The sequence below is a fragment of the Alicyclobacillus shizuokensis NBRC 103103 genome (genome assembly GCF_001552255.1).
GTDB lineage: Bacteria > Bacillota > Bacilli > Alicyclobacillales > Alicyclobacillaceae > Alicyclobacillus_G > Alicyclobacillus_G shizuokensis.
On the sequence record NZ_BCQV01000007.1, the window covers coordinates 133,858 to 150,873 of the forward strand.

Annotated in this window: 25 protein-coding genes; 1 reads left to right on the forward strand and 24 read right to left on the reverse strand. The window is 51.9% G+C overall.

Features of this window, described 5'->3' with window-relative positions:
• Positions 1 to 20: 20 nt before the first annotated feature.
• The 16 genes from ASH01S_RS04135 to ASH01S_RS04205 all read right to left on the reverse strand — a co-directional run bounded on the left by ASH01S_RS04135 (position 21) and on the right by ASH01S_RS04205 (position 9,945).
• Complete coding sequence (locus ASH01S_RS04135; RefSeq protein WP_067923949.1) at positions 21 to 200, reverse strand: hypothetical protein; 180 nt, start codon at positions 198 to 200, stop codon at positions 21 to 23.
• Positions 201 to 216: 16 nt separating this feature from the next.
• Positions 217 to 546, reverse strand: coding sequence for a hypothetical protein (locus ASH01S_RS04140; RefSeq protein ID WP_067923954.1), 330 nt, complete (start codon positions 544 to 546; stop codon positions 217 to 219).
• A complete protein-coding gene (locus ASH01S_RS04145) occupies positions 547 to 780 on the reverse strand; it encodes a hypothetical protein (protein ID WP_067923957.1) in 234 nt (77 codons plus the stop codon).
• A gap of 40 nt (positions 781 to 820) precedes the next feature.
• Positions 821 to 1,471, reverse strand: coding sequence for a 3D domain-containing protein (locus ASH01S_RS04150; RefSeq protein ID WP_067923960.1), 651 nt, complete (start codon positions 1,469 to 1,471; stop codon positions 821 to 823).
• A gap of 128 nt (positions 1,472 to 1,599) precedes the next feature.
• Positions 1,600 to 1,878 (reverse strand): hypothetical protein, encoded by a 279-nt coding sequence (locus ASH01S_RS04155; RefSeq protein ID WP_067923964.1) that lies wholly within the window; start codon positions 1,876 to 1,878, stop codon positions 1,600 to 1,602.
• 14 nt (positions 1,879 to 1,892) lie between these two features.
• Positions 1,893 to 2,129: a hypothetical protein gene (locus ASH01S_RS04160; RefSeq protein WP_067923970.1), complete on the reverse strand. Its 237-nt coding sequence runs from the start codon at positions 2,127 to 2,129 to the stop codon at positions 1,893 to 1,895.
• 96 nt (positions 2,130 to 2,225) lie between these two features.
• The gene (locus tag ASH01S_RS04165; protein ID WP_067923972.1) at positions 2,226 to 3,074 is read right to left on the reverse strand and encodes a ThiF family adenylyltransferase; all 849 of its coding nucleotides are present in this window, start codon (positions 3,072 to 3,074) and stop codon (positions 2,226 to 2,228) included.
• Positions 3,075 to 3,177: 103 nt separating this feature from the next.
• On the reverse strand, positions 3,178 to 3,582 hold the full coding sequence (locus ASH01S_RS04170; protein ID WP_067923975.1) for a hypothetical protein: 405 nt from the start codon (positions 3,580 to 3,582) through the stop codon (positions 3,178 to 3,180).
• A 15-nt stretch (positions 3,583 to 3,597) separates the two neighbouring features.
• Positions 3,598 to 3,762: a hypothetical protein gene (locus tag ASH01S_RS18360; protein WP_157066983.1), complete on the reverse strand. Its 165-nt coding sequence runs from the start codon at positions 3,760 to 3,762 to the stop codon at positions 3,598 to 3,600.
• 22 nt (positions 3,763 to 3,784) lie between these two features.
• Positions 3,785 to 4,465, reverse strand: coding sequence for a hypothetical protein (locus tag ASH01S_RS04175; protein WP_067923978.1), 681 nt, complete (start codon positions 4,463 to 4,465; stop codon positions 3,785 to 3,787).
• Positions 4,450 to 5,010 (reverse strand): hypothetical protein, encoded by a 561-nt coding sequence (locus ASH01S_RS04180; RefSeq protein WP_067923981.1) that lies wholly within the window; start codon positions 5,008 to 5,010, stop codon positions 4,450 to 4,452. Before ASH01S_RS04180 ends, ASH01S_RS04175 begins: the two co-directional genes overlap by 16 nt.
• 14 nt (positions 5,011 to 5,024) lie before the next feature.
• On the reverse strand, positions 5,025 to 5,351 hold the full coding sequence (locus ASH01S_RS04185; protein ID WP_157066984.1) for a hypothetical protein: 327 nt from the start codon (positions 5,349 to 5,351) through the stop codon (positions 5,025 to 5,027).
• 165 nt (positions 5,352 to 5,516) lie between these two features.
• Positions 5,517 to 7,379 carry a DEAD/DEAH box helicase gene (locus ASH01S_RS04190; RefSeq protein ID WP_067923987.1) on the reverse strand — a complete coding sequence of 621 codons (1,863 nt, stop codon included), beginning with the start codon at positions 7,377 to 7,379 and terminating at the stop codon, positions 5,517 to 5,519.
• A 191-nt stretch (positions 7,380 to 7,570) separates the two neighbouring features.
• Positions 7,571 to 8,557, reverse strand: a complete 987-nt coding sequence (locus tag ASH01S_RS04195; RefSeq protein WP_067923990.1) for a hypothetical protein — start codon at positions 8,555 to 8,557, stop codon at positions 7,571 to 7,573.
• Between the two features lie 199 nt (positions 8,558 to 8,756).
• Positions 8,757 to 9,266 (reverse strand): RNase H family protein, encoded by a 510-nt coding sequence (locus tag ASH01S_RS04200; protein WP_067923993.1) that lies wholly within the window; start codon positions 9,264 to 9,266, stop codon positions 8,757 to 8,759.
• Between the two features lie 148 nt (positions 9,267 to 9,414).
• Positions 9,415 to 9,945, reverse strand: coding sequence for an SLOG family protein (locus ASH01S_RS04205; RefSeq protein WP_067923995.1), 531 nt, complete (start codon positions 9,943 to 9,945; stop codon positions 9,415 to 9,417).
• A gap of 626 nt (positions 9,946 to 10,571) precedes the next feature.
• On the opposite strand from ASH01S_RS04205, the gene ASH01S_RS04210 reads away from it, so the two are divergent.
• The gene (locus tag ASH01S_RS04210) at positions 10,572 to 11,159 is read left to right on the forward strand and encodes a MerR family transcriptional regulator (protein WP_067923998.1); all 588 of its coding nucleotides are present in this window, start codon (positions 10,572 to 10,574) and stop codon (positions 11,157 to 11,159) included.
• A 114-nt stretch (positions 11,160 to 11,273) separates the two neighbouring features.
• Here ASH01S_RS04210 and ASH01S_RS04215 read toward each other — a convergent pair whose 3' ends face one another.
• The 8 genes from ASH01S_RS04215 to ASH01S_RS04265 all read right to left on the reverse strand — a co-directional run bounded on the left by ASH01S_RS04215 (position 11,274) and on the right by ASH01S_RS04265 (position 16,909).
• Positions 11,274 to 11,534: a hypothetical protein gene (locus ASH01S_RS04215; protein WP_067924002.1), complete on the reverse strand. Its 261-nt coding sequence runs from the start codon at positions 11,532 to 11,534 to the stop codon at positions 11,274 to 11,276.
• 570 nt (positions 11,535 to 12,104) lie between these two features.
• Entirely contained in the window at positions 12,105 to 12,317 is a 213-nt protein-coding gene (locus tag ASH01S_RS04225; protein ID WP_067924011.1) for a hypothetical protein, read from the reverse strand.
• A 909-nt stretch (positions 12,318 to 13,226) separates the two neighbouring features.
• Entirely contained in the window at positions 13,227 to 13,691 is a 465-nt protein-coding gene (rnhA, locus tag ASH01S_RS04240) for a ribonuclease HI (protein WP_067924020.1), read from the reverse strand.
• 78 nt (positions 13,692 to 13,769) lie between these two features.
• A complete protein-coding gene (locus tag ASH01S_RS04245; RefSeq protein ID WP_067924023.1) occupies positions 13,770 to 14,240 on the reverse strand; it encodes a hypothetical protein in 471 nt (156 codons plus the stop codon).
• 485 nt (positions 14,241 to 14,725) lie between these two features.
• Positions 14,726 to 15,142, reverse strand: a complete 417-nt coding sequence (locus ASH01S_RS04250) for a single-stranded DNA-binding protein (protein WP_067924026.1) — start codon at positions 15,140 to 15,142, stop codon at positions 14,726 to 14,728.
• Between the two features lie 113 nt (positions 15,143 to 15,255).
• A complete protein-coding gene (locus ASH01S_RS04255) occupies positions 15,256 to 15,651 on the reverse strand; it encodes a hypothetical protein (RefSeq protein WP_067924030.1) in 396 nt (131 codons plus the stop codon).
• Positions 15,652 to 15,918: 267 nt separating this feature from the next.
• Complete coding sequence (locus tag ASH01S_RS04260; RefSeq protein ID WP_083516810.1) at positions 15,919 to 16,548, reverse strand: hypothetical protein; 630 nt, start codon at positions 16,546 to 16,548, stop codon at positions 15,919 to 15,921.
• Positions 16,529 to 16,909 (reverse strand): hypothetical protein, encoded by a 381-nt coding sequence (locus ASH01S_RS04265; RefSeq protein ID WP_067924033.1) that lies wholly within the window; start codon positions 16,907 to 16,909, stop codon positions 16,529 to 16,531. Before ASH01S_RS04265 ends, ASH01S_RS04260 begins: the two co-directional genes overlap by 20 nt.
• Positions 16,910 to 17,016: the final 107 nt, after the last annotated feature.

Consider the following 17,016-nt stretch of genomic DNA (forward strand, 5'->3'; position numbering starts at 1 on the left):
CCAAAATGAAGCGATAGCGGCTAATAGGACAGCTTGTAGAGAATCTTCCGGTCCTCCCGGATGATCTCGGTGACATGGAGAATGTGGACCGAACCATCCGCCATCTCCACTTGGAGCGGGGTTCCGACTTCCACATCTCGATTGGCGGGATACATGAAATCCTGCTCCTTTCCATCCGGGAAAACGAGCACGTTTCGCATAGGGATCACCCGCCTTTCACAAGGGCCGTAACTCAAAGGCCACAATGGAATGCTGCTGTTCCATTTTGTCACCACGATTGAGCGTGACCACATTCACAAATCCGCGGACGACGACGAAGTTGCCGATGACCAAGAGGTCCTTGAAATGCTCCGCCATCTCCGTGGACATGTAGACGCGCATGGCGCCGACAAAATCGTCAATGGTGATGACGTGTAAATCCTGATCTAGAGAAAACGACTCCGTGATCTTCCCTGCGACCGTCACCTCATCCCGAGGTTGAGCGCGCAGGCGAATCTCCTCGGTGAAATGCGTGACATGAGCCCGAATGTCCGCAATCGACGGCATTTACCCCTGACCTCTTTTCGTCTGTTGGTACTCAATGGCCAACTCCTCAATCAGTTGATTGACCTCGTGTTCATGGATAATGCCCTTGCGAAGCAATAACTGAAAAAGGGCGTTGACTAAAAGGTACGATGTGACGACTTCATCATTCCGGGTCACCCCTTGTGGAGTGTCCGCCAAGGAACGACGTTGCGGGATCATGTCCTCAAACAGGTCAAACTCTTGATCTTCGTTCATGAGTCTTCCTCTCCCCTCTTTGCATGCCGTGGTTATCATGTCAGTGCCCGGATTTGAGGATCCTGAGCATGACTTTCGTTACGCCATAGCTTCGGTTTGCCAGGGGCACATAGATGTCGATATGGCGCCCCTTGATCGCGCCGCCTACATCGTCAGCCCTTCGCACCTCCGTATGACCATCGGGAAACTTCAGTTCCACGACACTCCCAAGGGGAATGACCTTGGGATCCACAGCGATCGTGACCCCAGCTTGTACGTGCCGGCCCGAAGCCGTCACGCCAAAGCCAGGGTCTCCCGGCCGCTTGCCCGTGGACTGCTCATAGGCGTCGTAATACGTGGCCTTAAAGGGCAGCCATGGATGGGCGGTGGATAGGGACTCAAGCTGTTGCAGCTTTTTCGTCGTCTGGTCAAGTTCTTGCTTCAGCTTGGCATTCTCTTGAGAGAGCTGTTGGTTCTCTTGAGAGAGATGCTGGTTTTGCTCAGAGAGTTGATGATCCTTCTCTGAGAGACGTTGGTTGTCATCTTGGAGTGCATTTTCCTTACGCTGAAGCTGCTTCATCTGAACACCTTGCGAATCGTATTCATGACGAAGCGTGCGAAGTTGAGAGCTGAAAGTGATGTGTTGGGCGATGGCAGACGCAATGAGCAGGCAAACGCCAAGCCAATACGCCATCTGTCTTCGCTTTTCCACATCAAACCTCCAGTTTTTAAGACCTTTCCCCTTCATTATATACGTTTCCACAGGTCTATGCAATGTATTACAAGAACACAAAAGCTCTATCCCAAAAGGACAGAGCCTTCGTTTCAAACCTGGGGTTGCTACATCATGGGGACTTGTCGGACCTGAGTTTCGGCTTCGTCCCGAATCGGGGCAGCCAGAGGCCGGGAAACGAGCCGTGTCGATTTCGGGGTCGGATCGCTATCCCCTGCGTTGACCGTCACCTGATCCAAGGTGATGTAGTCATTCGGGTCTGCGTACATGTGATAATACTGGTGCTGACGATCGACTTCGGCGATGGCTTTGTTCTGATCGTCATAGACAATCACATTGTCGACCGACCCGCTTCGCAGCAACGTGACGACAAATACGTCAGCCATGCATCATCCCTCCTTTAGAACTGCTGCCAGTTGTTGAACTCACAGGCCATGCGAGCAATACGCTCCGTCTGAACCGCGCCGTTCTGTCCACTAGACAGTGTGACATGGTCAATGGCTACATAGCCATCAATCTGGCCTTTGTGCCGCCAACGAAGCTCGATGGCCTTTTGACGAGCCGTGTCTTCGTCGGTCGCCACATACATGTCGCCCAGAGAACCGCATGAATACGTGACAATGTACAGGTCGCCCATGACTATCCCTCCTTTGGGCATAAAAAGTCCATGATGGGATAATCATAACACTCGGTGAAAGGCATTACAATACAACCGCAAAACCGGCGATAGCCGTCAATGCAACACCCGAGTGGATTCCTGGATCACATCCTCGGGGAGATACACGGGGCGGGAAAGTGCCGTTCGGGCATTGAAGTTCGTATAGTGAGAGACGACTTCCCCACTAGAGAGAATCGTATTGAGATACGAGGCAGCGATGAGCGCAGCCATTTCATTGGTCTGCATGCGCTGTGGCGCGTCCACCACCGTTTGGCCACAGGACTGCGTCGGAAGCCGGGAATCCTTATCCTCAAGGATATCCGGATACACCTCACCGACAGGCCCTAGAACGGTCTTCCCATGGATTTTGACACCACAGACGACATGTCCACCATACCCGCTTTCTGCAATCTCTTCCTCGCTGCCTTCGGTCAACACAGCCTCGACACCGGTATCGATGTAGACCACCGTACCTTTGGATCCTTCAAACCAAGCATGCATCACTTGGCGAGAGGCATGATTGTCCACACAGCCAATGAGAATCCGAATGAGACGCCGGTATGCTGGAAAGACACCAAAACACGATTCAACGTCCTCAGGCGTCTCCACATACGACTCCTTATAGAACACCGGGATGTCGTAGACGGTACCATAACGCTCCGCGAGGACCTTAGACTTGGGGAGTCCAAGGTCCTCCGCGATGCAAGGCTGACGGAGAAGGTTCTTGGATTCGAACCGGTCTCCGTCGACGATGCAATAGCGAAAGCTGTCCAATGTACCTGCGGCATGGAAAGCATACAACATCTTGGCCAGTCTCTGGGTCAGGTATCCGCCATTTCCACCCGCACCTACCTGCACGATGTCAAAATGAAAATGGTGGGGCGTCCGATGACGTGGCCAGACCCGAAGCACGGGATGAAACATATCCTCCCTCCCGTTATGTGGAAAGTATCGCGGCAAAGCGCGGCAGAAGCAGTTGATCCTGTCGACTCAATGCCGTGTCTAGATACCGACACACTTCATAGATTCAACCTTTCTTGGCTCCCTTAACGACCGGAACGATCTGTTTCTTCTCGGCATCAACCAGCATCTCGGTGCGCTCTTTTGACAGCTCAGGATAATCCGCCTCGAGCATCTGCCGGACTTCTTCCACCGTCATCTCATCCCGCGGCACGGGGATCTGATAGCCGGCATAGTACACCATATAGTCTGTGCCAACCTTCTCAGGCGTCTTGGTGACGGTCTTCTTGACTGTGGTATTCTTCGACGACCGTTTCTGCGGCTTCGATGTTTCTGGCTCCTCAATCTCACCAAAGAGGTTGGTTACCGGTTCGTCGTCCTCTGGTTGCGGAGCGGCCGCTTCTGGTTGGTATCGATTCAATTCCTCGTTCGTGGTCACCTGATCCTCACGTTCCAGTTCCAAATCTGCCATGGGTCCTCTCTCCTCTCAGTCCAAGGAATCATAGAATTTTCGAATCATCGAGCCGATGATTTTCCATCCGATGTACACCACGAGAGCAAAAATCACGATGGGTGCAAGGAACATCAACACATGAAAGGCAATGTAGAGCACCAGCAAAATCAGGGCAATGAGACACAGAAATCGAAGCACAGGATTCACCTCATATTCTTGATCACCGCCGAATGGTTTTCTCGGCCCATTCGGAGAAGGTGAGGTTCAGCGGTGTCAAAATGTCATTGTCAAACTCACCTCCCTGAAAGGTATCAAAAACTTGGCGCAGGGGCCAACCGGTCTGATTCGACCGTCCTTGAATGTAGAGGTGGTCATTATTCGGGGTTTGTACCCACCGATATGGAAACGTCTGTAGCTGAGTCAGAGACTTGACTTTCTCGTTGTCAAAGTAACAAAGCATCCCTCCGTGGTGGACGTTTGAATAGGGAAACTGATAGACTGGTGAATCGTCTTTCAGGAACTGGTCGGTATAACAGCACACAGCCGCATGGACCAGGCGCTCCCCTTTCACCCGGAAAGCAAAAACCATTTTGGGATAGGGCACTTGGTGAAAGGTATCCGTGTGGTACACGACGTCAAACTGTCCGCCTTCCCAGGTCAAAAAGACCCACTCCGACTCATCCCCCATCTTGGCGTATTTGACCGTCCCGGGCGGCAGGGTCGGTGACGCAGCAACGAGCTCATATTGCTGGGCGGATGATTCCGAAGGCTCAATGGACGAGAGTTCAATATAGTGCAACAAGCGATCGGTGGTGATATGAAACGAGCGCTTGACCCCGTCGTCATCAAACTCAATCAGGGGCAAGTGCTCATCATCCAACGTGATTACAACGGCAGCCATAACTGTTCGTACACCTCTTCCGGAACCGGAGATACACGGCTTTTACGTTTCTGAAAGAACTCATCCCATTCCCTCCACGACGAGATGAATTCCTCAAGGGCTGAACTCATGATATTCCAGCCTTCCGCACTCACACAAAGAATTGGGGATTCTTCATCCAGCCAACCAGCATACAGCCAATAGCCGTCATACGTTTCTCCAAAACAGGCCGCAATGCTGCGTCGAAGGTCCTGGTACCGCTCGACTTCCCAATCGAACAGCCAGAAGTTCTCCATGTCATGAAAGACGAGACGAAAGAGCAAATTCTCTCCGGGAATGCTGTCATAATCCGTGGCTTGTGGATCCTCCACGGAAACTCGGTCACCCGTAATCACCTTCAACATATCCAGAAACATGTTGGTGGTATCGCAATAGGGGTCATACCCTTCATCAAAGACGAGCAACTTTTCCTCGAGCGGATACCCGTTCATTTGCATGAGCTTCATCATGCGAAGCCGGTCAAGACACGCCAGATAATGGACGACGGTTTCATAGTCCGGGAGCATCGAACCACTCTCCCCTAAAAGAATGTGACAGACCGCTTGGCGGCTGGCAACATGGAAAAGCCATAGATCAAATCCTTCATACGAATCCACTCATAGACGGGATGACCTTGGGCATCCTCCAGATTGTCGGCCTCAGCTGTCGGACAATACGCCATCGAATCCATGGCAAAGTCAATGCTCTGCAGGTCGATCTGTTTCAACTCCTCAAGGGTGACACGATCCCGATTGTGAATCAGGTCAAAAAGCGGGAACTGAACCTCGGTCTGGCGAACCTCCGACTCTGGCAATGACGCCGTTGTAAGGAGAAGCTGCTTGAACTTATCGGTGTAGATCCTTGGCACGGCGCTCATACTCCTCCTCCCCCCCCTTGTTCTTCAACGGCTGAATACACCATCTACCCTATGTTTCCCCATGTAATGCACTTCAAGTATGAAAAGGATTACAAGGAAGATCAACTACGGGAAAGAAAAAGCCCAGATCACGAAGTGACCCGGGCCAAAGGCGGCTCAGCCAGCCGCTTGCCGTCGCTCTCGGTTTTTGAGCATCCACTCGACTGCAAGTTTCGTGACATCCACCTTTCTCGCAGCCTTGCCACTCTCAAGAATCTGATCGGCCAGCTCCGCCTTGCGCTGGATAATCTCTAGGATCTGCTCATCAAACGAATTGCTCATCACGTAGTAATAGATCGTAATGTTCTTGGCACGGTTTCCGGTACGGTCAATTCGACCAATTCGTTGTTCAAGGAGCGTGTGATCCCAAGGCAAATCGATCATGACCATATAGTTCGCGACCTGCAGATTCAAGCCAGTAGAGGCCGCATCGGTGGCCACGAACGCCTTGACGCTTGGATCCTCGACAAAGCGACGAACCGCTTCCTCCTTCTCAGAGGTCGGTAGCTGACCGTGATACAAGACACTGTTGGGAAGCTCGCGATGAATGATTTCGGCCATGCGAGCAAACCGCGTAAAGATCACGACCTTGGATTCAGGTTCATCATAGGTCATGCTCTTATAGAATTCCTTGAGCTGCTCAATCTTTGGAGACTTAAAGTCCTTATCTGTAATGGCCAGTTCTTTGACGATCTGGTCGGCCATCGTGGAGCCCGACATGTGAAATAGCTCAAGGGTATCACACGCACCCACAAGGAAGTTGTAATACCCCTGGACGCGCGCGTCGATGGCATCCAGCGCTTCCTCGGTCGAGACCAGCTGACCATGCAGGAACTGAAACGACTTTCCGGACGAGCGGAGTTTGCTGGACTCCTCCCTCGCCTCTGCGATTTTCTCCAGGATCGCATCATGAACTTGTGCCTGTTTCGGCGTCATGTCAAGGAACAGGTGGCTATGCTGCACCTCCGGAAGCTGTTGCTGAATCTCCGGCATGTCCTTCGTCCGCCGGATGAAATGCGGCGCAATCCGGTAATGCAACTCACCCATGTTCTGATACCCATTGATCCCGTACCGTGGATGATACTTGCAGTAACGCTCACGGAAGCGCTCCCACGGCCCCAGAATGTTCTCATCCAGAAAGTAGAACAGACTCCAAATCTCCTCGGCCTTGCCCACAACCGGGGTTGCCGTAGCGAGAAAGCGATATGGGATATGACGAAGCTGATGCACCGCCGCCGCATTTTGGGACGGCTTGAGCCGCAACATCTTGTCGGTCACACCGGTCTTGATCTTTTGGGCCTCATCGAGAGCCACAATGTCAAGCGGTAGTTTCTTGATCCGCTCCAGATAGTCCTTGGTCCGAAAGGTTTCATAGTTGACGATCAAGAAACGGACATCGCTGTTCTCGAATTTCTCAATGGCGCCAATGCGCTGCGCCGGCGTGCCGGCCACGACGATGGCGTCCTCTCCGGTAAACTTGTCAATCTCTCGCGCCCACTGACGCTTGAGGGAATTCAGGGTCACAATCAATGCCCGACGGGCCTTCCCACGCTCAAAAAGGCGCATACAGGCACCAATGAGCTGCGGGGTTTTACCTAGGCCACAGCCGTCAAATGTGGCAGCACAACCTCGGTCGACCAGGAAGTTGGCACCGACTTTTTGATATGGATACAGTGGGACCTTGAACGACGGAAAATCCGTGTCCTGCTCCCACTGGAGATGTCTCTGAACCAATTCATCTTCAATCGGGAGGCCCTCCGCCTCAACAATTTCGCGAAGCGGCGTCATCCAAATGATCTGATTTGGGAACAGCACAAGTAGACGTGAGACCTGTTCGCGGCCACACATCCATTCCCCCGTTTTCAAGTTGAAACTCCGGCCTGGAATGGTGCGGATCTTCTCGAGGGTAAAATCAAACGTCTCTTGGGAATCAAGAATCTTCATGTAGAGGTTCCCAAATTGCATTCGTACCTGGATCATGTGCAGACCTCCCTTCTCGCTCGAATAACAAGACTCCTACTTTGCATTATAGCACAATGGGAATGCCCGCAGTATCAAGCCTTGGATTTCACCGGTTTTCGCGGCCTTTTTCTAAAAATCGAGTGGATGTCGGTCCGGAAGGGCCTCGGTTTTTAGAAAAAGACGGGGAGCATGAACGCTCCCCTGCCCTCTCACTTTGTTCCGACGAGTGTACCCCAAGCCGGCTTGTTCAGTGCGCCCCAAGTTGTCGCTTGCGAGGACGGGGTCTGGGGCGCACCAAACGAAGCATTGGGTTGGCCTTGGCCGGAAGACGCCGCAGCAAATGGATTGTTCCCGGTTCCATTGGGAACCATACCGGCAAACAGCGGTGACGGCTGACTCTGAGGCTGTGTATTCGCTTGGGCCGGCGGTTGGACAGCCTGCGCTTGTAGCTGTTTGAGAGCTTCCGCCAACGCGTGTTCCAGAATCTCTTGCTCCACGATATATGCCATCGCCGCATACTTACTGGAGATGGGCTGTAGGTATACAATCTCCGCGTTTTCCGTGGAGATGAGCGCGCCTTGCTCACTCATGCCAGTCACCAACGCACGAATCTTCGGCTGGTCCTCCCGGCTCTCCTGGTGGATGCGGAGGAAACGCGCCTTGGAGGGGGCAAACTGAGCATTATGCTCCACAAACGTATCGGTGTTTGCATCCCACTGCGCATCCGAACCAATCAAGTGACGCTGACCCGGAGCTGACTTGGAATCCGTGACCTTGAAGTTGATCATCAGCATGTAGAACGGACTGCGTTCGTCCGTAATGACCATGTTCACGCTGACACTGTTCTGGTTCTGACGAACGCTAAACCGCGCCACACCCGGATACTCATACACCGCATAGGCACCGCGTTGACTCTGCTGGACTCCATCGCCGGCCCGGAATCGCTGATCCAGCGACAGCACCTCGTTATACACGGGAGTGAAGTTCGCAATCCGAAGGGCGCTGAACGTCTCCTTGCCGTCATACAGGCGCGGGTTGCCCTGCGTGTACAGACGCGGATAGTACGTCAGGCTCCAGCCCTTTGTAATGGACTCCGAGGCATCGGTGACGATGACCGGATAGGCTCCGTTTGGCGTCTGTGCCTTCACTTCGACCTTGGTGTTGGCCTTGATGATCTCCGCAATCCGATTGAACATGCAAAACCACTCCTTTGAAGGGTTAATGGACTTTCTTTGCAAGCGCCCAGAGGGCGAGAATCATAAGCCAAAAGGGCAGATATTCGAGTTGACCTGTAATGACGAGCAAGATGAACGACAGCACCCAAAACACCGGTTTGTATCAACCCCCTGCCCTGTCGGCTTTCCCCTAAATGCGGTGATAACCGCAACAAAGAGGCTACGCATAGCTCACTTCGAGGAGACGACGTTTCGCTCGTTGAGCATACTCAGAGGCAGTATGAGCGACGAGGATGTTGTTGTCAGGAATCGGAGAATCCTTCTGGTACATGACCTTGTAGTTCAACACTCTGTGTTCTGGCCCCGCCAGCAACTCATAGAGTTGCATCCATAGGTCACGGTTATGAAGGTCCTCCCCATCCCTCCGCTTGAAGTCATTGCGTGCCCATTCATGGAGGTACTTATTGATGCCCGTACTGACCTGCGGTTGCGTCGTATAGATGGTCAAAAAGCACTGGTTCCGAAGGGTCTTCACCCCTTCCACGACAGCCTTCAGCGCCATACGGGTCTGTGTGGTCTCTAACGCATAGCCAGCCAGTGTCTTTGTCACATGGCGACCTAGGAGATAGGAGTGAAGGTGTGCAGCCCACCCTCCTGCCCCATCCGAGCCGACCGATCCCGCGATCCACATCTCAACCTTGAGCCGGTCCCACACCAGCTTATTGGACATGCCTCTCCCCTCCCCTTGAGCTTTCTCATAGGCGGTGTGCAAAACAAAAAAGCCCCTAGAGAACCAGGAGCTTGGGTTGCCGTGGGTAATTCCCCAAAAGGCGCCGAAAGGCGCAGGAAAAAGATTGTCAGAATCATGATCCAATCGATCAAGGAACAAAGATCCGCTTTTCGTTAGGATGAAATGCAATCACCGGCACACCTCGTTCCTTCGCATAGGAAACGATCATCCCTGTCCCGCTTGGCGTCCCATCCCATACGGCAATGAGCCCATCGGATCGATCCACCATGTACCGGTTCCTCCGCATCAAGCACTCGGGGCCGTCATATGGCCCCTGTGTGACAAAGTTCACGAAATCCGCAGATTGCATGTGTGCATGGAGTTTTCTCCGGTCCTCCTCCCTCCAATTCCTCCCGTGATCCGTTGACGGAAGACAAAGCACCAGATGGATGTTGTACTTTCCGTGCCCCTCTGCCCTCCTCTTCGCTTCGAGGACTAAATCGGCAGCCCAGGTATCGACGCCTAATGCACCTCCGGTGACGAAGCCAACGGTTTTGTACTTGTAGACAACGCGATGAATCATTTGTCGCAGGAATTGAATGACAGAACGCCGGATGGGATTGTCTTTATACCCTCCTAACCGTCCCGGCCGATGGCCGGTAAACGCATAGATTGGCATCTTGTTCACCTCCAAGATAGCTCAGATAGACTCGGTAAGTGTCTACCTATGACACTTCATGGCGAGCGAGTGATAAATGAACTATGACATAGATTATGAGATACGACGACCTATGAGACTTGAGGGCGAGCGAGTTATAAATGATCGAGTGAGATTTGATATCTATGATAACTCGACAAATTACATAAGGAGCTATCTATGAACTTGCAAGACGGGCGACATGGATTCAATAGACGCACCTATGAATTCTGGAGATAGTCGATATATCTATGAATGAAATATCTATGAGATATGAAACGGAGCGGGTTATCAATGATAGATATCGATATGACATATGGAGATTGGCGAGATATACGATAGAAGCTACGATATGAGACGTGAGAGATGTCTGGGAAAAACTATCGAAACCTAGCTATGAGATGTGATGGCGGGCGGGATATATGTCGAAGGGGAGGTGGTGACATTTCGCGACGGGCGGGTTCTGGCAAAGGGTCTGGAACAAATCATATCGATGAGATTGCAAGATGAGCGAGATGGATACGAGCTATTCCAGAGCCTTTGACATGGCTCGAAAGGTGGGGTACAACGGAGGAAAGAGGGCAGGCCATGAAAGGTGAGATAGCTATATGGTAGAGTGGCCAGAGCTTGAATATGTCACGTTGGGTGACGCAGCCGAGATTCTCAAGGTGCCTGCGCCAACTCTTCGAGGTTGGGCAGACAAACTGGAGGAACTCGGGGTACATATGCTCCAAAGAAATCATCGGAAAGAACGAATATTCACAAAACAAGATCTGGAGATCTTCGAGTTTATCAAGCAACAAAAGGATCTGTATGGCCGGAAGACCACAACGGTTGACTTGGCCATGATGGTGAAGAATCGGTTTGAGTGTCGGAGTGTAGAGTTGCATCCGGAACTCACGGAGTATCAGCCAAGACCGGATTTCACGCCGGCCACCGCGAAGGCCATCTTGGAACACGAGGGATTCCAGCAGCTCATGAATGCGATGGTCAACGCTGCGGCGGAAAAGGCGGTAGAGACGGTGAGAGAGGAAATGGAGGAGGAGAGACGCAAGTTCTGGGACGAGTATCAACGCCAGAGGGCAGAGGACACAGACTTTCTGCTGAACAAGATCAAAGAGAACAAGGAGCTGTACCAAGAGATCATTCGACTACAAAAGAGACCACTGTGGAAGCGGCTCTTCGGAAAAGAATAGGGGAGGGGCAGAAACGCGCCCCTCTTTTTTATGGATGAATGATAAAAAGATTCATTGGATAAGAGAATCATGATTATGGGATACCAATGAAAAAGATTCTATGAAAAAATATGCTCAGCGAATCGGTGAAGTAGGGAAGGGATTTGGTGGGGGAGGATAGCTGCCCGCGTGTGACTCTTCGTCGAGAAAGATGACACGATAGAGCTGGCCAAAGCCCTGCATGACATCCACCACAGCGCTTGCATACTCCTTCATCTGAAGGTCGGATACCTCAATCGTCAACTCATCAATCTTGACGGTGGACGGATTCTGGCTGAGGACGGAAACGCGAGGGAGGTCAATGTGAAGTCCTTTGAGAGTAAACTTAGTGTTCATTGAGGGTCACGCTCCTTCTGAGGTCTGTGAGAGGTCGTGTTTGACCTACGAATTTCGTCTTGGTTCTGAGATAGAACGTCATTGTAATACCGATACCCAGTGCGGGTGGCCTTAATCAGCAATTCCGAGCTCGTTCGCATCGTTATGACGTATCCTCGATCCTCAAGTAGCATCACCTGTGGGAGAGTTAGGCCATACTTGGCCAAAAGGCTCAAGGAAACCCAATGGTTCCGTTGCTTGGCATAGACCAGAACAAGCGCGAGATCCCGAAGGTTCAACAGATGTCACCTCCCGGATCCCTTCACCACGGGAATCTCTAGCTGCTGTCCAGGATGTAGGACCGAGGGGATATGTTGATGCTTCTCGGTGAGATAGATGAGATAGTTCAAGTCCGCGTTGTGATTATGTGCTGAAATGAGACCATAGAGGGTATCGCCGGGCTGAACCGTCACCGTCGTCCAGGTAACGTGGCTGGCCGACACTGGGGGACGAAGCCACGCCCACGCAAATACGAGGACGAACCCTACGAACAGGGCAAGGGAGAGCGCCAGACCCGAGTAGCGGCGCTCCTTACGCGGTGTGGACAGTGGAATCCGACGCGTCTGCGGCAAGTACCTCGCGTACCCGCGATTCAAGCTGAGTGCGGTCTTTGACATAGTACAGAAACCTCGCTTTCACATAGGGTAAAGCTCCAGATTCCACGATGAGTTCCTGGTTATTCGAAAGAACGGCGACTACGCAGAAGCCATTGGTTTGCTTGCGAATGAAGAACCGCTTGACCATATGCGACCCTCCTTAGTGACATTCCCCAAAATCCGCTGATAAGCGGATTCTTAAAGCCGGACATTGACATACGAACCTTTGACCTCCCGCAGAGGCGACACATAGGCCTGACAGACGGAAGAAGGCAGGGGACAAAGTGGCTGAGAAGGAATCGGGATCACAACGAGCATGGTGGGAACCAAGGGTAGGGGAGGGGGCAAGGCTGGCGTCGATTCCTCGGATTCCCGAAGGGCCTCCTGCAAGATGCGTTCAAATTCACTGGTCATGCATTTCAACTCCAAGAGGGGTCAAGAGTCGGGGAGGAGCAACCAAGAACTGACAACTAAAAAGCGAACAAACCGGGGTGAAAATACGAACATCATGTGAACTTTTTAAGAAGGAAATATCTAGGGTTCATTTTCCATAGGTTTGACCGGTCTTAATGGTTTATAGAGAGGCTTCGAACAGGGAGGGAGATGACGAACCGTGAGTTCCATGAAACCCGAGTTCAAAGAGAAAAAGAACGTCATCCCCCAAAACCCCAGTGACCTTGAGGAACACCCGATCCAAGCCAAAAGCAGGAGATGAGACCATGAGAACCCGAGGACCATGAAGCACAAACGCATGAAACCTCCAGGCCGGGGCCATCGTATGCCCTTTTCCAGGGCGGAGGCATTGGGCTATACATTGGGGTGGGCTGACAGGAAGGATGGAGGCTTCATTCTCAACATGTCGCTGAATGAACTCAGAATATCCGCCGCGCGCACCGCCGGGCCGCCCTTGCAAATGGGGTTCAGCTGAATACATTTAAGAGATAGCCGGACCTGCTAGAACCATCACAAGTACCAGTCACAGTCAATACAGTCACCTCCAATTGGAAAGGTGGGTCCGGCTTTCTCCCAAAAACACGCGTACATAATTGGTCCATCGTCACACCATTTCCGATTCTAACAAGCGAGAAACCGCCTGGTTAGCCAGTTCATCGCAGCGTTCATTGTATTGATTTCCCGCGTGGCCTTTGACCCAAACAAAGCTCACATCATGCCCGCCATCTTCGACGAGGGACACAAGTTCTTGCCAGCACTCGGCATTGGCTACAGGCTTCTTGCTGGCGGTTCTCCAGCCATGCTTGCGCCAACTGGCCAGCCAGCCGCGGTTGAAGGCAGAACAGACGTATTCAGAATCGGAATACAGCGTGACCTGACATGGCTTGCGGAGCGATTTTAGACTCTCGATCACCGCACGCAGTTCCATACGGTTATTCGTGGTCTCTTTCTCCGCACCGCACTTCTCCAATGTCTTACCCGTAACTTCATCCTCAATGACGAATGCCCATCCTCCCGGACCAGGATTGCCTTTACAGGCTCCATCGGTCCAAATGTTTACACGACGCAAGAAAACGCCTCCTTTGGTTAAGATCAAGAATGCGGGACCAAAGGCCCCGCATTATGTTTCAAGGTCAAAACGATAAGTTCAATTCTCAGTACCCTGCCGAGCCGAAATTAGCTGTTTTTCTAGCCATTGCACATAGGACATAGGCGGGGTGCCTTTCGATGAACCCCGAGACTCCAAGAACTCGTCAAAGAGACGCATCGAATCGTCCTTCAGGACTTCAAACAGATGATCATTCTCCTCCGAGTATGAGAGATACAAGCTATCCTCATAGGATTCGGGATAGTAGGGTGTTTCACTGCACCGAAGGGTCGGATTTTTATTCCGATCGAAGTACACAGGCTTCTCAAGGCTCTTGTTGTACTCTACAAACTCTTTGAAGCTAAACACCACATAGACGGAGTCTTCGATGCCCAGAGCTTCACTGGCCTCGATGACACGCGCCAGCATTCCCTCCTCGAAGTAGATGTCAAACTGCTCGATGCCTTCCTTGAAACGCACGATAGGATGGACACCAGACCGAACCATGTCTAGGAGTTCTAAGCCCCGCACGAAACACCACCTCGTAGCCAATTCGCATTGGGCGGACTGAAATTGCTTGTTCTCATGGTCAAAGGCAACGGAAAAGAACCCTCTCGATTCAGGAAGGGGGAGAGGACTACAACTAGCAAATAAGACCAAAAGTACAAGAATAGAATAAAGCATCACAAGTATACATGAATCCCATCCGTTCAGAAAGGCAAATCGTCCTCGGTATAGTCCTCCGATGTGACGGGCGGGTCCGAAAACAATTCTTGAAGGATACGTACCCGCTCGTCGTCATCAAACAGCTCAGGATCCTGGAACCGCGCCGACATCAAATCATCCCTTTGAAATGCACTGCATACATGCGGATATAACAAAGAATAGGGTAGGGGAGCACAAGCAATACGCCAGAGCACCAACCAAAGTGACGAAATCCAAAGAAACGGTACGTTCTCTTTCTACGACTCATTTGCAAACCCCCTTCCCCATGAAGCCATGCAATCTAAGATGGATTAACCCCAAGTGTTGTTGGGTACGAAACCAAAGGGCGGATATGACTGCGCTCCCGATGCCACTGGCTGATTCGATGAATCTGTAGGATTCGAAGTCTCTGCGCGGTCCAGGAACCGCACATTCTCAGCAATGACCTCTGTGACACGCACACGCTGGCCCTCTCGATTCTCATAGCTACGCACCTGGATCCGGCCATCGACGGCGGCTAGACGGCCTTTACGCAGGTACTGAGCGCAATTCTCGGCCATCTTGGACCACACAACGATCGGGATGAAGTCCGTCTCCGTCTCTCCGTTTTGATTCGTGCGGGGACGGTCGACGGCCAGTGTGAAAGACGCGACAGCCGTCCCGCTGTTCGTGTAACGCAATTCAGGATCGGCGGTCAGACGACCAATCAAGACAACACGATTCAACACGATCTCATCATCTCCTCTGTTACTACTAAGACGGAAAACTATTCACCAAAAATGCCGATAGGCATAAAAAAGAGCGGCCGAAGCCGCATATAGGGAAGGAGATAATGAACTGCTCACGGGTTGTCATCCCATACGGCACCGCCGGAAATAGAAGAGTCATACGAGTACGATGGGGCCGAGCTGCTGCCTCCCGAGTGAGAGGCCCACACAGCGAATCCAATCACGATGCCCAGACAGATGAAGAAGACCATGACACAAACCCAACCTAATGCCTTAACACTCGGCGGTGCATTCTTATACTCATTGTGGCGAAAGACGAAAAAGAACATCGTGATAATGGCTACAGCAATCATCTCCGGAGCAGTCATATTTGTGAGATGCATGCCATTTTGTCGCCGATCCCGAAGGCGCTCCTTCTCCCGTTGAATCTTGCGCTGACGACTCGCGCGCATCGCTCGACGAACCACATAATGCCGAAAACCATAATAACCAGGCCCGTGGCGGCTCACCCAAACCCCTCCCAAAATGGAAATCCCCACTCATCGTACATTGTATACGACCAGGAACGAGCGCGACAAGAAACATGCTATAGATTCGCCATTGTCCGAGTGATTTATAGTAACGAAAAACTCTCCTTACAACCCGATCTTGGCAATCTGCCTGAGTTCATCAAGACGATGGACCCTACCTGGTTCACCCCGAAAACCACTGAGGATCAAGAGCAGGCTATCCAAGAGGACATATCGGATGGATCCGGTCAATCCAATCCCTGATCTTCACGATGGCACCTCCACACACTGTCGATTCATGAGTGGCTCTACACACACCAAAGGAACGGGGCAGGCGGAGACAAACGCATCAAACCGTGCATCCAACCAAGGAGGCGTCCAAGGGGATGAGCGGCATACAAACACCCGGTCAAAGACCACAGGGACCTTCAATCCATCGTCATACTGCCGATCCATCTTCACGGCAGGCTCTTTATTCTCTGGAATCACTTCTCTCCACTTTGGGTATCGCATATGGACTTTGGCCAGTGGATAACCAATGAGCCAATCATCACAGTTGAAGAATCCGCGGAAGCAGGCCTCCCACACATCCCCTTGATAGCCGCCATCATGATGGGCGTCAAAGAGCCAAATCTCATCGACAAGATCCACCCAATCTTCGCGATAGGCATACCGGTTGCTGTCTGCATAGTAGCCGGAGGCGGCGGGAGAGAACGTAAACCGATCCCAAAACCCAATCTCCATATCCAGAGTATCTGGGAGTCTCCCAAACCACTCCATCAACTCAGGTTTGCGCTTCTCCCAATAGTCCACCATGAACTCCTTGGTCTCTCGCCGGCCTGTGCTACACCGGGGATCCATGAAGAAGTAGTCCCAGTCAACGACCAATAGCTTCAACACATTCGCCTCCACAAGGGAACGCCAGATTGACGCCGCGGATCGTGATTCCGTCGTCATTCAACGTGAAGCGGAAGTCTCCGAACAAAGACCGATACACATACACATCGTCATCCATGTGCGAAAAACGGAGACTGAATATCGCGTACAAATCGTGTTCATCAGTGCTGCGAACCGAGAACTTAAACGGCCAATTGCGAAGCACAGACTGCATCAAATACTCTCGCGCTTCGTCCTGGGACGTGATCACATCACCAAGAACCACAAACTCATCGTTACCCTTCGCTTGAACCTGAAATAGCATGCGTTTCACCTCAGAAAGAAAGAGGGTAGTATCGATATACGACCGCAATAGCTCCATGAAATGCACCTCATGGACGGCGGGGATAGGCCCACACAAAACGGATTTCATCAAGAGGGAAATACATACGTGTATTGTCCTCCACCCGAATCCCGATCTCCCGCCTT